Source organism: Lentzea sp. NPDC020367, from assembly GCF_044387305.1.
GTDB lineage: Bacteria > Actinomycetota > Actinomycetes > Mycobacteriales > Pseudonocardiaceae > Lentzea.
Window position 1 is genome coordinate 55,822 of record NZ_JBIRVV010000022.1, and the last position, 16,870, is coordinate 72,691.

Below are 16,870 nucleotides of genomic sequence, written 5' to 3' on the forward strand. Positions count from 1 at the left end.
GTCCACTTGAGACGAACATTGGAGTGAAGTCACATGGATGCACTGGTCCAACAACTCTGCACGGCGGAACACGACATCACGGCTAGCAGGATCGGGTCTGTCGACGAACTGCGCGGCAGCCTCGGCCGCGGCTACTTGCTGCTTGAGTTCGAAGGCACAAGGGGAGGCACCGAGCTGGGCGTGCGGCTCGACGACGAGGCGGTGAACCACGCCGCGAACGACCTCGATCGGGAGGCGGCCGTCGTGCGCCTCACGGGCGGATTGCGGTTGAACCAGGTGGACGTGCGGTGCGTTGCGGAGTTGAACGTTGAGACCATGCGGGGGACGGGCCGTCTGACGGTGGTCGAACCGTGACGAGGACCTGATGACCGCTGACGTCTAAGAAGTCGATTCAGACGGTGATTCTGCGCGGCGCAGGAGCTCACGTTCCCCTGTGCGTGTGTCAGGTGTTCAAGTGCGGGTTTTGACACAAGTTCAAACCTCGTGTGAGAGTCGATCGGTCGCAACGTTTGCGGGATTTCAGAAGAATGCGACCGCCTGGGGGTGAAAATGAAGTTCGAATCTTCCCTGCTCGAAGACTGGATGCGGGACTACTACTTCGACGTCGACTTCGACATCGGTAGCAGTGGTGTGCAGGACTTCTCGTTCCGTGAACTGCGTTCCTTGCTCGGAATTTCTGTTGGAGAACTGGACGACATTGTTCTCCGTGACAGCAGTTCCTTCGGAGGGGATGAACTCCGCGCGGCGGTCGCTGATCGGTGGGGGAACGGCAACAGCGACTGGGTGATGGTGACGCACGGCGCGAGTGAAGCCATCTACCTCGTGATGAGCAGCTTGCTCGAGCCCGGTGACGAGCTGATCGCCGTCGAGCCGGTCTACCACTCGCACACCTCGATCGCGCGGTCCCTGGGTAGCCGCGTCGTGCCGTGGAAGCTGCGGGAAAACGAAGGTTTCGCGATCGACCTGGCTGAGCTGCGGCAGTTGATCAGCAGCCGGACCAAGGCGATCGTCGTGAACTTCCCGCACAATCCGACCGGGACGACGATCACGGAGGCGCAGCGCGGCGAACTGATCGACCTGGCTGACGAAGCCGGCGCCTATCTCGTGTGGGACGCGGCGTTCGCTGATCTTGTCTACGACGCCGACCCGTTGCGTGATCCCACCCACGATTACGCCCGCGCCATTTCCATCGGCACCCTTTCGAAGGGGTACGGGTTGCCGGGACTGAGGTTCGGCTGGTGCACAGCGCATCCGGACGTACTTGCCGCGATGGTGCATCTCCGTGACCGGATGACGCTCCACCTCTCCCCGCTCATCGAGTTTCTCGGCAGGCAGGTCGCCAGGCACGCGGACAAGCTTGTGGGAATGCGGCTGACGCAAGCTCGGGAGAATCGCGAGCTGCTGATTCGATGGGCCGCAGAGCACGCGGATCTCGTCGATTTCGCCGCACCTCGTGGCGGTGTGACTGCTTTTCCGCGGATCAAGGGTTGCGCGGACACCGTGACGCTGTGTCGCGAGCTGGCGCATGACCACCGCGTACTTCTGGTGCCTGGTGAGGCGTTCGAACGCCCCGGCAGGGTCCGCCTCGGATTCGGCGGATCGGGTAAAACGCTGGCTCAAGGGCTGGACGTGGTGGGCGGCGTACTGCGGAACAAGTCGGCCGGTTGAGAAAGAGGAGTGGAAGATGTTTCGAGTGGATCTGGCCGCCGACGACGTGGCGGCCGTCCGCACGTTCGTGCGCGAGCTGGCCGGCAGGTACGGCTCCGTGGAAGACCCCGAGTTCCTCGCACAGGCCACCACCTTCGCGCATGAGCTTCCTCGCACGCTGCGCACCGGGTTGAACAGGTTTCGTCTGGAAGAGCCGGATGGTGTGTGCGTGGTCGGCGGGTACCAGGTGGACCAGTCGCGCATCGGCCCCACGCCCGCTCACTGGAAGGACTGCAAGGACAACCCCGCGACCTTGGAGGAAGAGATCTTCTTCTTCCTGTGCGGTTGTCTGCTCGGGGACCCGATCGGGTGGGCCACGCAGCAGAACGGCTACCTCATGCACGACATCTTTCCAATCAAAGGACATGAGAACGAGCAGCTGGGGTCCGGCAGCGAACAGCTCCTCACCTGGCACACGGAAGACGCCTTCCACCCGTTGCGGACGGACTACGTCGGTCTGATGTGCCTGCGCAATCCGGACGGCGTCGAGACCACCTACGCGGTGATCGACGACGTGAAGCTCGACGACGAAACGAGCCGGCTGCTGCGTGAGCCCCGCTATCCCATTCGACCGGACCACTCACACCTGCCGCGGAACAAGTCCGCCGACGCACGCACGATTCCCGGTACCGAGGAACTTCTCCAGCGCAGCTATGAGTGGATCACCAGGCTGGATGAGCAACCCGAGCGCATCGAGGTCCTTTTCGGACACCCCGACTCACCCTACGTCCGGCTCGATCCGTACTTCATGGACACCTCCGTGCTCGACGAGGACGCGTCGGCCGCACTCCAGACGATCATCGACGAGATCGACGTCGTGATGACAGGTTGCAGCCTGCGACCGGGAGACGTGCTCTTCATCGACAACTACAAGACCGTGCACGGGCGCAAGCCGTTCAAGGCGCGGTTCGACGGAACGGACCGATGGCTCAAGCGGATCAACGTCGCGCGTGACCCGCGCAAATCGCGTGCCGCCAGGGCCGCCGCGTCAGCGCGCGTCATCTTCTGAGCCGTTGCGCCACAACTCCCGATCGACGAGTTGGATTGGAATCTCGCATGTCTTCTGCCGAGAACCTGGTGTGCCCAGGGGCCGTTGCGCAACGCGGGCTTCGGTACCTCCTGGAGGAGACGATGCGACGGGGCTCAGCTCACATCGGCCGGCTCGTCCGGGACGTCGCCGACCCGCTGCAGGCCACATGCGGCGGTGGCCACAATTGTGCCGAGGATGCCGACAAGGATGATCACACGGGGATCGAACACCGCACCCAGCGCGGCGCCTGCCAGGGAACCCACGGTGCTCGCCGTCCACACCGCCGTGCGAATGGTGGCGTTCATACGGCCGAGCATCGGACGCGGACACACCGCCAGTCGGGCGCTGGTCTGCGCGACGTTGAAAAGAATGGCCCCGAACATCATGAAGAAGTCAGCCGCCGCGACCAGCAGAACGGCCCAGCCTGGCTGTGCGGCGACCATGAGCAGTCCGGGAACGCTGGAGACCGGCATCGCCCACCGCAGGAACACCACCCGGCCGTAACGGCGGAACAGCCTTGGAGCGGTCAGGCCGCCGAGTACACCGCCGACCGCGGAGAGGCCGATCACCAGGCCGACGACCAGGGAACTGGCGTGCAGGGTGCGGACCAGGAACACGATGTGCGCTGCCTGCCAGACTGCGCCGAAGAGCATGGACGCCGCCGAGGCGAGTGTGATGGAGCGCAGCAGCGGAGTACGCGTGACGTAGCGGATGCCTTCACCGATGAGCGTGGTGATCCGCTCCCTGGCGGGAGGCGCCGCCGGTTCGGACACCGTGATCCGGAGCAGTGCGATCGATCCAGCAGCGATCACGAAGCTCAGTCCGTCGAAGATCAATGCGTCCGCAGGGCCGACAACACCGATCAGGAAACCGGCTGCGGCGGGGCCCACGACCTGTGCGACGGTCTGCACGACGCTGAGCCGTCCGGACACCGCGACAATGTGGCTTCCGGACACAACCTCCGGCACGACGCTGAGGAACGCGACTCCCGCTACGACCGCGCAAAGGCCGAGAACCAGCGTCGAGACGTACAGGTACGGCAGGGCAAGCGCGCCGATGTGGTGGGCGAACACCAGTGCGCCGATCAGCACGGCGCTCAGCAGGTTGACCGTCAGCAGGATGCGCCGCTTGGGGACGCGGTCGACCAGCGGGCCGGCCGGGAGGCCCATCAGGACGAACGCGGCGCTGCCACATGCCTGGAGCAACCCGATTTGGGAAGGTCCGGCGCCGAGCACCTGGACGGCCAGCAGCGGCACGGCCACGATCGTGATCTGCGATCCGAGCAGGCTCACCGCCTGTCCCAGCCAAAGCACGCCGAAGTTGCGTCGCGCGGCGTCCGAAGTTGCGTCGGGAGAATTTCCGGAGGAGTTCGCAATCGTGGATCGCGTCTTATCGGTCACCGTTCGGATGCTAGGCCCGTCGGCTTGATTAGGTCAACTCGGACTAGGCAATTTGGGGCTATTTTGTAGCGTTCGCGATGGTCGCTTGCGGTGATTCACGATAGAGGTGAATCGCCAGGAAGAGCACGCCCAAAATCACGCGAAGTAGACGCTGTCCGGTTGTTCCTGGCAGCTGAACGCGCCCAAACCAATCGATCGCCTGAAAGGGTTCAGATGGACGAGCAGGAAACGGAGTCGGGGCGAACCCTCTCCGGCGCCGTCTACGACGTGGTCGGTATCGGCTTCGGGCCGGCGAACCTGGCACTTGCCATTGCCATCGACGAGCACAACAGGTCCGTGGAGCCCGCAGGCCAAGTGTCCTACGTGTTCGTCGAGAAGCAGACGAAGTTCGGCTGGCACAAAGGAATGCTCATCGAGGACGCGCAGATGCAGATCTCGTTCCTCAAGGACCTGGTGACTCTCCGCAATCCGGTCAGTGACCTGAGCTTCGTCTCCTTCCTGGCCGACAACGACCGCCTGGTGGACTTCACGAACCATCAGCGGCTGTTTCCCAGCCGGCTGGAGTTTCACCGGTATCTGGAGTGGGCCTCTGCCAGGATCGCGGGCGACGTCCGCTACGGCAGCCTGGTCACCGATGTTCGGCCGGTTGTCGAAGACGGTGACGTGGTCGCCCTCGACGTGGTCGCGACAACCGAAGATGGTTCGGGGACCGACGCTGTTTTCCGCGGCCGGAACGTCGTGGTGGCCACCGGCCTCACGCCTTCGATGCCTGCGGCCATGAGTGAATCAGATCGCATCTGGCACAACGGTCAGTTGATGGACAGGCTCAGCAGCGAAACTGTGCGATCCGCGTCGAAATTCATGGTCGTCGGAGCGGGGCAGAGCGCCGCGGAGACCGTGGAGTGCCTGCACCGCCGTTTTCCCGAGGCCGAGGTCCACTCGGTGTTCTCGCGGTTCGGGTTCAGTCCCGCCGACGACAGTCCGTTCGCGAACGGCATCTTCGATCCCGCGACGGTCCCGGTGTTCTTCAACGCGCCGGCCGAGATCAAGGAGATGCTGCTCGACTACCACCGCAACACCAACTACTCGGTTGTCGACACAGACCTCATTCGCAGCTTGTACGCCTCGCACTACCAGGAGAAGGTCAGCGGTCAGCGTCGGTTGCACCTGCTCAACATGTCCAAGGTGACTGCCGTGCTGCCTGGCTACGACAGCGTGCAGGTCGAAGTGCAGTACCTGCCCTCCGGTGATGTCACCTCGGTCGACGTGGACGTGCTCGTGTATGCAACCGGATATCGGCCAGCTGATCCACTTCGTGTTCTCGGCCAAGCTGCGGAGTTGTGCAAATGCGACAGTGAGAATCGCCTCCGAACCGAGCTGAACTACCGGGTCGCCACGGCGGCGAATGTGCGGTGCGGGATCTACGTCCAGGGCCCGACGGAACACAGTCATGGGCTTGCCTCTTCGTTGCTGTCGAACGTGGCCGTCCGGGCGGGCGACATTCTGAGCTCACTGCTCGCGGAACGTGTGTCGTCCGAGTCGCTTGAGGCTTTCTCGAGCCACGGCTAGTCGAAAGGAGGTCTGCCTGATGTTCGTGCCAGGTCAATATCGCGATCCGGACGGATCGTGGTCGTACGAGTTGGTTCGCGGTCATCCGCTGGCGTTGCTCGTCGCCAACGGTCCCGCTCACGGCAGCCCTTTCGCCTCTCATCTACCGATCATCCTAGATCCGGCGGCAGAGTCATCGCACCGGCTTGCGGGCGCCACGCTGTTCGGACACATGAATCGCGCGAACCCGCACTGGGCGTCGCTTCCGGCCGAAAGCCGGGTCCTAGTGGTCTTCACGGGCCCCCACGCCTACGTCTCGCCGACTGTTCACGGCGTCACGCCGGCCGCGCCCACCTGGAACTTCGCTTCTGTGCACGTGCATGGAATCCTCAGGAAGCTCGACTCCGCCGAACAGACGATGGAAGTAGTGACGGCGACCGTGCGAACGCTTGAAGGTGCATTCGGTGCGGGCTGGGACATGACGAGTTCGCTGGACTACTTTCACACGCTTCTGCCCGCGGTGGGTGCGTTCCGCATCGATGTCCTGCACGCCGAGGGCATGTTCAAGCTTAGTCAGGATTCGGACCCTGAGGTCAGAGAGAGCGTCTGCGGGTCTTTTTCCCGGCGCCAGTCGAGTCGTCACCTTGAATTAGCTGAACTCATGGCCCAGTTCACCCAGTGTGCATCTCGGTCGGACGCATCGACATTATTGGAAAACTCGTGATGCTGGAGTAGCTCAACAGAACTGTGGTCCGCACGAGTTCCGTGCAAACCGCATTGCTGCAGATTCACGGGTGAACTACTGACAAGTTCCAGCCAGTTCGAATCGCGAGAGCCAGGCCCTCCGGCACGATGGGATGCGCATGTCTGTTTCACCGGACCAGGAAGTCGAGAAGGTGAGTGCCGCGGCGGCGCCCTCCGGCATGCCTGCGGGGCTGGTACTGCCCGCCTCTTTCACCCAGCAGCGGCTGTGGTTTCTCGACCGGCTGACACCGGAGAGCGCCTTCTACAACATGCCCTACATCTTGTGGTTGCAGGGCGAGTTGGACATCGGGCATCTGCGCCGTGCGTTGAGGGAGATCGTCCGGCGGCACGAGGTGCTGCGCACGACGTTCATCGCTCCTGACGACGTTCCGCTGCAGGTCGTGTCCGAGCACCTGGTCACCGACATCCCGGTGTGCCAGGCGGTTGGTGATTCCATCGACGGTCGCAGGCAGTTCGCTCGCGAGTGGGCCGAGGCCGAAGTTCGCAAACCGTTCGACCTCTCGGGCGGACCGCTCTTCCGGGCAGCCGTTGTCCAGGTGTCGAAAGAGGAACACCTGCTGTGCCTGACCTTCCATCACATCGTGTTCGATGGATGGTCGGCTCGGCTCTTCTTCGTAGAACTGTCCAAGCTGTACCGGTCGTTCGCGAACGGTGTTCCGACCTCGCTGCCCGAGCTCGCGCTCCAGTTCGGCGACTACGCCAGGTGGCAACAGGAACTACTGCACGACGGACTGCTCGCCGGGCAACAGCAGTACTGGCGCGAAAAGCTGGCCGGAAGTCCGCCAATGCTCGCTCTGCCGACGGACCGGCCGCGATCAGCTACCCGCTCACTGGAAGGCGCCACACACGAGTTCCAGCTGCCCACGGATCTGGTCGCGCGACTTCGAGCCCTGGGAAACGGAGAGCACGCGACGTTCTTCATGGTCGCGATGGCCGCGTTCCAGGTGGTCATGTCCCGCCACAGCGGCCAGCTCGACGTGTGTGTCGGAGTGCCGATCGCCGGCCGGACGCAGTCCGAAGTGGAATCGCTGATCGGGTTCTTCGTCAACACTCTCGTGCTGCGCGGCGACCTGTCCGGCCGACCGACGTTCCGCGAACTGCTCCGCCGGACGAGGGACACCACGCTCGAGGCGTACGAGAACCAGGACGTGCCCTTCGAACAGCTGGTGGAGGAGCTGCGTCCGGACCGTTCGCTGAGCCACTCGCCACTGTTCCAAGTCATGCTCGGGGTGCAGAACACACCGCAGCGGGACATCGCCCTTCACGGAATGAAGGTCGTCGCCGAACCGGTGGCGACGGCGACGTCGCGCTTCGACCTCTTCCTCAACCTGATCGAGGGAGACCCCGACGGTTCGGTGCGGGGCTTCGTCGAGTACAGCACCAGCCTGTTCGATCACGGCACGGTGGAACGGTTGACAGGGCATCTGGTACGCGTGCTGGAGATCGTGGCAGCTGATGCGGACCACGCCATCGACCGGATCGACCTGCTCACCGATGCCGAGCGCCATCTGGTGATCGACGGGTGGAACGACACCGGCTGCGAGGTCCCTGCCGTGACCACGGCGGAGATGTTCGAGGCTCAGGTGGCCAGGACCCCACGCCGGCCCGCGGTCGAGTGTGGACACGTCGAGGTGGCCTACGACGACCTCAACCGACGCGCCAACCAGCTCGCGCGTGCGCTCGTCGACCGAGGTGCCGGCCCCGAACAGGTGGTCGCGATGCTGCTGCCGCGTTCGGAGTTGATGGCGGTGGCGTTGACGGCGGTGCTCAAGGCGGGCGCCGTGTATCTGCCGATCGACGCGGCATATCCGGCTGAGCGCATCGCGTTGATGATCGAGGATGCCGATCCGGCTTGCGTTCTGGTCACCGAGGATCTGGTGGGAGAGCTGCCTGAGCGCGTTCGAGGCGACGGACTGGTGGTTCTCGACCGTGTCGAGGTCGCCACCGAGGTGGCGGCGCGCCCCGCGTCGAACCTCACCGACGCCGACAGGAACTCGCCGCTGCACCCCCTCAATCCGGCGTACCTGGTCTACACGTCGGGTTCGACCGGACGCCCCAAGGGCGTGCTGATGTCGACAGCCGGGCTGGTGAACCTGCTCACCTGGCACGTCCACCAGTTGCCCGGTGGGGTAGGTACCCGGACCGCGCAGTTCCTGGCAATCGGGTTCGACTTCACCGTGCAGGAGATGCTGACCACCCTCGTCGCGGGCAAGACCCTTGTGATCCCGGACGAACGCACACGCCGCAATGGCGACGAACTCGCAGCCTGGATCGACGACAAGCAGGTCAACGAGCTGTTCGCTCCCTCGTTGGCCATCGAGGCGCTGTTCGAAGCCGCGAGCGAGGCGGGCAGCGACCTCATGTCGTTGACCGACGTCCTGCAGGGCGGCGAGGCGTTCTCACCGAGCGCACAGGTACGTGAGGCGTATCGGAAGTTGCCAGGGCGGCGTGCTCACAACATCTACGGGCCCGCGGAGACCGGAGCGACGACCGCGCACACTTTGCCTCCCGACGTGTCGCTGTGGCCCGCGATGGTGCCCATCGGCGGACCAGCACCCAACTCGCGCGCGTACGTCCTGGACGGACTGCTGGCGCCGGTCCCGATCGGAGTGCTCGGGGAGCTGTACACCGCAGGAGCACAAGTCTCACGCGGCTACGCCAACCGTCCGGAACTCACCGCGGAGCGGTATGTCGCGGACCCGTTCGGTCCGCCCGGTTCCCGGATGTACCGCACCGGCGACCTGGTCCGTTGGCTTCCCGACGGAACTCTGCTGTACAGCGGCCGCGCGGACCACCAGGTGAAGATCCGCGGATTCCGCATCGAACTGGGGGAAGTCGAGGCGGTGCTCGCCAGGCACCCCGACGTCGCCCAGGTCGGCGTCATCGCACGAGAGGATCATCCCGGAGACCGCCGCCTGGTCGCCTACCTCGTGGCGGCCAACCGGACGATCGACCTGGACGCCATCGTCTTGCAGGTCACCGCTGAGTTGCCCGAGCACATGGTGCCCTCGGCGTTCACCGTCCTCCCCAGCTTGCCGCTGACTCCCAACGGAAAACTCGACCGCCGCGCGCTCCCGGCACCGGTGTACCGCACCGCCGGCGATGGAAGGCCACCGCGAACGCCACGCGAGGAGATCCTGTGCGGTGTTTTCGCCGCGGTGCTCGGCCGCGAGGCGGTGACCATCGACGACGACTTCTTCCTCCTCGGCGGGCACTCCCTGCTGGCGACCAGACTGGTCAGCCGCATCCGGGCCGCGATCGGCGTCGAGATGCCGATTCGCGCACTGTTCGAGGCTCCGACGGTGGCCAGGCTCTCCGAGCTCCTCGACACCACCCAACGCCGACGCCCCGCTATCAGCCGTGCGGCACGGCCGGAGAAGCCCGCCGTCTCGTTTGCCCAGCGACGCATGTGGTTGCTTCACCAGATGGGCGACGCGGGTGCGGCTTATCACATTCCGCTCACGCTCCACCTGACCGGCCCGCTCGACGTGGAGGCACTGGCGGACGCCATCGTCGATGTCGTCGAGCGCCACGAGGTCCTGCGCACCAGGATCGGCCACGCGGACGGCACCTTGTGGCAAGCGATCTCCGAATCTGGATCTGACCGGCCACGCCTGACGACCACCACGGTCACCGCCGACGAGCTTGCCGCCGCGGTGGACACCAACGCGCGGCAGGCGTTCGACCTCACCCACGACCTTCCACTACGAGCGAGGCTGTTCGCACTCGGCGAGAACGACCACGTGCTATCGCTGGTCCTGCATCACATCGCTGCGGACGGCTGGTCACTCGGGCCGCTCGCACAGGACCTGATCGCGGCGTACGCGGCACGCAGCGCCGGACATCCACCTGTGTGGAAACCACTGGCGGTGCAGTACGCGGACTACGCGGCCTGGCAACAGCGCCTGCTCGGCGACGGCTCGCCCACCGCACTGGGCAGCGCCCAGATCCGTTTCTGGACCGGGCAACTCGATGGAGCGCCACCGGAACTCACCCTGCCCACCGATCGGCCCCGGCCGCCGGTGGCCACCCATCGCGGCGGATCCGTGCCACTGGTGGTGGAGCCCGAACTCCACAGTGCGCTCATGACCCTGGGCAGGGAGGCCGGGGCAACGATGTTCATGGTGCTGCAGGCAGCCCTAACCGCGGTGCTCACTCGGCTCGGCGCAGGCACCGACATTCCGATCGGGACACCGGTCGCCGGTCGGACCGACGAGGCACTGGAAGACCTGGTGGGCTTCTTCGTCAACACGCTGGTGCTGCGAGTCGACACCTCGGGACGGCCGAGTTTTCGCGAGCTGCTCGACCGTGTCCGCAGTGTCGACCTGGCCGCGTTCGAACATCAGGACCTGCCCTTCGAGCAGTTGGTGGAACTGCTGAAGCCCGAACGCTCGCTGGCCAGGCACCCCTTGTTCCAGGTGTTCCTCGCGGTGCAGAACTCGCCGCAGCCGGCCATCGAGCTACCCGGCCTGCGCATCACCACAGGACCGGTCGGTGAACCCGCCGCGAAGTTCGACCTCGCGATCAACATGACCGAGCGGCACACCCCGAAAGGACTGCCGGGCGGGATTCACGGCGATCTCGTCTTCGCTCTCGACCTGTTCGACGAGGACACCGCCAGGGCGGTAGCCGACCGCTTCGTGCGTCTGTTGACCTGGGCCGCGGCCAACCCGGACGCTTCCATTCACACGGCGGGGCTGCAGACGCCGGACGAACTGCACAAGGTGTTGCGCGAGTGGAACGACACCGCCGGCGCGGACCCGCGAACCGCCAGCACCATCACCGAACGATTCGCCCTCGAGGTGGCCAGGGTTCCCGGTTCGGTCGCCCTGCGCGCCGACGGCCGATCCGTCACCTACCGCGAGCTGGACGACCAGGCGAACCGGCTCGCTCACCGGCTGATCCGCGCCGGAGTCGGTCCGGAGAGTTCGGTGCTCATCGCGCTGGAACGATCGCAACACCTTGTGGTGTCCACACTGGCGGTGCTTAAGGCAGGCGGAACCTACGTTCCAGTGCACAGGAGGTATTCGCCCGCCTGGACGGCTCTGGTCGCCGGCGAGACCAACGCCGCCATCATGCTGACCGACCGGGTCACCCCGCCGCCATCCATCCCAGGCGTACGCGTGCTTCTGGTCGACGACGAGGCCGAAGCCGCGGATCCTCTCACCGACCCTGGTGTCCTCATCCATTCCGACCAGCTGGCGTACGTCATGTACACGTCCGGCTCGACCGGCGTACCCAAGGGCATCGGCATCACCCATCGGGACGTGCTCGAGCTCGCCTTCGACCGCTGCTGGCACAACGGCGGTCAGGAACGGGTACTGCTGCACTCGCCACACGCGTTCGATCCGTCGACGTTCGAGCTGTGGGCACCGCTGCTCACCGGCAACACGATCGTGATCGCGCCACCTGGTGAACCCGACGTCGATGAGTACGAGCGGATACTCGTCACCGAGCGGGTGACCGGCGTGCTCTTTGTGGCAGGCCTGTTCCGGCTGATGGCCGAAATGCGACCGAGTGCCTTCGCGGCGGTGCGCGAGGTGTGGACCGGTGGCGATCTGGTGTCGCCTGCCGCCGTTCGCAGCGTGCTGGCGCACAACCCCGATATCACGGTGACCAGCACATACGGGCCGACCGAGATCACGTTGTCCTGCACCAGCCATTCCATGCGGTCGTCCGCACCACCCGACGGCGCAATACCTATCGGCCGGCCGATGAACGACCGGCAGCTCTACGTTCTCGACTCGGCGCTGCAACCCGTGCCCGAAGGGGTCCCCGGTGAGCTGTACGCCGCCGGCGCGGGCCTCGCCAGGGGATACGTCACGAAACCGGGGCTCACCGCCGAGAGTTTCATCGCCGATCCGTTCGGCCCGGCAGGATCCCGGATGTACCGCACGGGTGATCTCGGCCGCTGGCACAACGGAGTGCTGGAGTTCCTCGGGCGTGCCGACGATCAGGTCAAGATCCGCGGTTTCCGAGTGGAACCAGGTGAGGTCGAGGCCGCGCTGGGGCGGCACCCCGCAGTCGCCGAGTGCGCCGTCACGACCCGTACATCGCAGGCGGGCGACAAGCAGCTGGTCGGGTACGTGGTCGGCCGCCACTCGGACACAGGCATCGATACCGCCGAGCTCCGGCGGTTCCTCGCAGGCCTCGTCCCCGAGTACATGGTCCCGTCGCATGTCGTCGCGTTGCAGGCTTTGCCGTTGACCGTCAATGGGAAAGTCGACTGGAAGGCACTCCCGGACCCCCAGCTCGACCGCGACGCGCAGCACAGCGAACCACAGTCGGAGAAGGAAAAGCTGCTCTGCGAGCTGGCCGCGGGCGTCCTCGGCCTGCCCGTTTTCGAGCGGCATGACAACTTTTTCGAGATGGGCGGACATTCACTGCTCGCTACCCGCCTGGTGAGTCGGATCCGCACCGCACTAGGTGTCGACATGTCCATGCGGATGTTGTTCGAGACGCCCACCGTCGCCGAATTGGCCCACCACCTGGATCACGAGACCGGTTTCCGGCCACCTCTGGTGGCCTCACCCCGACCCGCGTTGGCACCGCTCTCGTTCGCCCAGCGCCGGTTGTGGTTCCTCAACCGGCTCGACCCAGGCACGGCTGCCTACAACGTTCCACTGGCGGTCACGCTCCGCGGCCGGCTTGACGTAGCCGCACTGCGGGCGGCACTCGCCGATGTCGTTGCCCGCCACGAAAGCCTGCGGACCGTGTTTCCCGACGCGAACGGCGAGCCGTGTCAACAGGTGCTCGCCACCGGCTCCGCGACCCTTGAACTGTCCGTTGTGGACCTACCGGATCGAGAGGCACTCGGCGCGGCGCTCACTGCCTTCGCAGCGGACGGATTCGACCTGGCAACCGAGATCCCACTGCGCGCCCGGCTGTTCACGGTCGGCCCCGCCGAACACGCACTCACGCTGGTGCTGCACCACATCGCCTGCGACGGGTGGTCGGCCGCACCGCTGACACGCCACATTTCAGAAGCCTATGCGGCGCGGCTCACCGGATCCGAGCTCAACTGGGCACCACTTCAGGTGCAGTACGCCGACTACGCGTTGTGGCAACGCGCTGTCCTGGGCGATGAGACCGACACGTCCAGCACGATCCGCAGGCAACTCGACCACTGGCAGGACACACTGCGGGACCTTCCCGACGAACTCGCGATGCCGACCGACCGGCCCCGGCGCCAGGACACCGCCAGGCGAGCCGGCGCAGCCGAGATCGCCATCACGCCGAAACTGCACCGCGGACTGCTCGCGCTTGCTGGGCGATCCGACGCGTCTCTGTTCATGGTGCTGCAGGCCGGGCTCGTCGCGCTCCTGAACCGGCTGGGCGCGGGCACCGACATCCCGATCGGTACTGCCATCGCCGGCCGGACCGACGAGGCGCTCGACGAGCTCGTGGGTTTCTTCGTCAACACCCTGGTCCTGCGCACCGACGTATCTGGGGCGCCGACGTTCCAGGAACTCCTCGCCAGGTCCCGGCAAACCTGCCTGACCGCCTACGAGCATCAAGATCTGCCGTTCGAACGACTGGTGGAAGTGATCAATCCGGCCCGATCGCTGGCACGGCATCCGTTGTTCCAGGTGATGCTCGTGCTGCAGAACAACCAGCAGGCGGACATTTCCATGCCGGGCCTACTTGTTGAGCAGACCCCTGTCGAGACCGGCAACTCTCAGTTCGACCTCCTGCTCACGATGACTGAACAGCACGGCCCCACCGGTACCGCAGACGGCATTCTCGGACGTGTTCACTACCGGGCGGACCTGTACGACGCCTTGACCGTGCACCATCTCGTCGACCGCTTCGTGCGGCTGCTCGCCGCCGTCGTCGACCAACCTGAGCGGCCGATCCACGGCATCGACCTGCTCACCCAGAAGGAGCGGCACCACGTCCTGACCGAGTTCAACGACATCGCACCAGCGGCGGTTCTGCGGACCTGGCCCGCGCTGTTCGAGGAACAGGTCGGTCTGCAGGCCGACGCCCTGGCGATCCGGTGCGACGGCAATGAACTGTCCTATCGGGAACTCCACGAACGTGTGAACCGCCTGGCCCGCGTGCTGATCCGGCACGGCGCCGGCCCGGAGACCTTCGTGGCGCTGGCCCTTCCGCGTTCCGCCGACCTCGTTGTCGCGATGCTGGCCGTGCTCACAGCGGGTGCCGCGTACATGCCACTCGATCTCGAGCACCCGGCGGAGCGGCTGGGGCTCCTGATCGACGACGTGCGACCTGGGGTTCTGCTCACCGTCGCCGATGCGCAAACGCGCCTGCCGGACCTGCCCGGACACACCCAGGTGCTGGTCCTGGACACGCCAGGAACCGAGCGAGCTGTCGCTCGCGCCGAATCGTCGTCGCTGGTCGACTCCGAGCGGCACTCGCCGCTGCGACTCGAACACCCCGCCTACGTGCTCCACACATCCGGTTCGACCGGCCGTCCCAAGGGCGTGGTGGTCACCCACAGCAGCTTTTCGAACGTCATCGCCGGTCAGCTGGCGCAACTCGGTGTCGGTTCTGGAAGTCGCATCGCGCAGCTGTCCTCCCTCACCTTCGACGTCCTGGTGTGGGAGCTGTGCATGGGACTGCTGTCGGGGGCCACGCTCATCGTCGCTACCGAGCAGCAACGCATGCCGGGAGAGCCGACCGCCGAGTTGCTAAAGCGCGAAGCGGTTACCCACGCCACCATGACGCCCTCCGTCCTGGCAGCGCTGTCACCGGCTCAGGTGCCGGACGACCTGACCGTTGTAGTGGCGGGCGAGGAGATGCCTCCGGCTCTGGTCGAGCGTTGGGCGGCGCGGCACCGCGTCGTCAACCTCTACGGGCAGACCGAGTCGTTCGTGGCGACCATGGGCCCGTGCAAGCCATCTGGCGATGAACGCCCGGTCCCGATCGGCCGTCCGTTCCCCAGCTACCGCGTCTACGTCCTGGACAGTGCACTCCGCCCGGTCCCACCCGGTGTGATCGGCGAGCTCTACATCGCAGGGCCTGGTCTTGCGAGGGGATACCTAGGGAAGCCGGGCCTCACCGCCGAGCGCTTCGTTGCCAACCCGTTCGGCCTACCGGGGAGCGGCATGTACCGCACGGGAGACCTGGGGCGGTACCGCGACGGCGCACTGGAATTCGCCGGCCGGGCGGACGGCCAGGTCAAGATACGCGGTGTTCGCATCGAACCATCGGAGGTCGAGTCGGCGCTGCTGCTCGTACCCGGGATCGCCCAGGCCGTCGTCGTGCGGCGACGCGACCGGCTCGGTGGCGACAGCCTGTTCGCCTACGTCGTCGCGGTCGCGGAAGCCCCGTCGCCTGGCCGAATCCGCGAGCATCTGCGCACCCGGTTGCCATCGGCGCTGATTCCGTCCGCCGTAATGGTGCTGGATCAACTTCCGCGTAACAGCAGTGGAAAACTCGATCGGTCGGCACTGCCCGATCCGGATCCCCACGTGGGCACCAGCCGCGAACCGTCGACGCTGCGCGAGCAGACGATGTGCGCCCTCTTCGCCGAGACCCTGGGTGTTCCCCAGGTGGGAGTCGACGACAACTTCTTCGAGCTGGGCGGACACTCGTTGGCAGCCGCCCGACTGACCAGCCGGATCCGTTCGGCCCTGGGCATCGAGATACCGGTGCGGCGTTTCATGGAACACCCCACCGTCGCCGCGTTGCTCAGCGACATCGAGGACGGATCGAACGACAACGCCTACGACGTGCTGTGGAGTCCCCGTGCGCACGGCGGACGCACACCTTTGTTCTGCGTGCATCCGATCAGCGGACTGGGCTGGGCCTATTCCGGTCTGCTGAGCCATCTGGACGCCGACCAGCCCGTCCACACGTTGCAGGCTCGCGGGCTGGGCCGCAACGAGCCTTTGCCAGGATCGATCGAGGAGATGGCAGCGGACTACGTCGAGCAGATCCGCAAGGTGCAGCCTGCGGGTCCGTACCAGCTGATGGGGTGGTCGTTCGGAGGGCAGGTCGCCCACACCATCGCTTCCCAGTTGGAACGGCAGGGCGAACGTGTTGCCCTGCTGGCTCTCCTGGACGCGTACCCCGGGGCTGCGGTGCCCGACGAGGAGTTCGACGAAGGAGACCTCCGACGGCTGCTGTCGCACGCCTTGACGAGCGATGTCGGCGTCGCCCTGTCTCCCGACGCGTTGACCGATGACCAGACAGCCGACCTGCTGGCGAGCTTGGCGAACAGCGTTCGACTGGCGCAGCGATACACACCGGCCGAGTTCGGCGGCGATGTGCTGATCTTCACCGCGACCCGTGGACGGGTCAGTGACCCGGCGGACTGGCGGCCGTTCGTCGGCGGACGCATCGATGTGCATCCGATCGACGCCGGGCACTGGGACCTCGCCCGCCCGGAGCCGTTGGCGGAGATCGCCCGGCACCTCGACGCGGCCTTGATGTCCGGCTGAAGCCTCCGCAA

7 protein-coding genes are annotated in these 16,870 nt (G+C 65.7%); 6 read left to right on the forward strand and 1 reads right to left on the reverse strand.

What is annotated here, in order from left to right; genetic code table 11:
* The first annotated feature begins 33 nt into the window (after positions 1–33).
* The 3 genes from ACH413_RS43935 (at position 34) to gntD (ending at position 2,716) form a co-directional block, all read left to right on the forward strand.
* Complete coding sequence (locus tag ACH413_RS43935; RefSeq protein WP_360047619.1) at positions 34–354, forward strand: hypothetical protein; 321 nt, start codon at positions 34–36, stop codon at positions 352–354.
* A 195-nt stretch (positions 355–549) separates the two neighbouring features.
* Positions 550–1,668: a capreomycidine synthase gene (gene vioD / locus ACH413_RS43940; RefSeq protein ID WP_360047620.1), complete on the forward strand. Its 1,119-nt coding sequence runs from the start codon at positions 550–552 to the stop codon at positions 1,666–1,668.
* Positions 1,669–1,684: 16 nt separating this feature from the next.
* On the forward strand, positions 1,685–2,716 hold the full coding sequence (gntD, locus tag ACH413_RS43945) for a guanitoxin biosynthesis L-enduracididine beta-hydroxylase GntD (protein ID WP_360047621.1): 1,032 nt from the start codon (positions 1,685–1,687) through the stop codon (positions 2,714–2,716).
* 134 nt (positions 2,717–2,850) lie between these two features.
* Here gntD and ACH413_RS43950 read toward each other — a convergent pair whose 3' ends face one another.
* The gene (locus ACH413_RS43950; protein WP_360047622.1) at positions 2,851–4,137 is read right to left on the reverse strand and encodes an MFS transporter; all 1,287 of its coding nucleotides are present in this window, start codon (positions 4,135–4,137) and stop codon (positions 2,851–2,853) included.
* A 213-nt stretch (positions 4,138–4,350) separates the two neighbouring features.
* Here ACH413_RS43950 and ACH413_RS43955 point away from each other — a divergent pair, with 213 nt between their 5' ends.
* From ACH413_RS43955 to ACH413_RS43965, 3 genes are all read left to right on the forward strand, one after another.
* Positions 4,351–5,706 carry a SidA/IucD/PvdA family monooxygenase gene (locus ACH413_RS43955; protein WP_360047624.1) on the forward strand — a complete coding sequence of 452 codons (1,356 nt, stop codon included), beginning with the start codon at positions 4,351–4,353 and terminating at the stop codon, positions 5,704–5,706.
* A gap of 19 nt (positions 5,707–5,725) precedes the next feature.
* Complete coding sequence (locus tag ACH413_RS43960; protein ID WP_360047625.1) at positions 5,726–6,409, forward strand: FMN-binding negative transcriptional regulator; 684 nt, start codon at positions 5,726–5,728, stop codon at positions 6,407–6,409.
* 139 nt (positions 6,410–6,548) lie between these two features.
* Positions 6,549–16,859: an amino acid adenylation domain-containing protein gene (locus ACH413_RS43965; protein ID WP_360047627.1), complete on the forward strand. Its 10,311-nt coding sequence runs from the start codon at positions 6,549–6,551 to the stop codon at positions 16,857–16,859.
* The last annotated feature ends 11 nt before the right edge of the window (positions 16,860–16,870 follow it).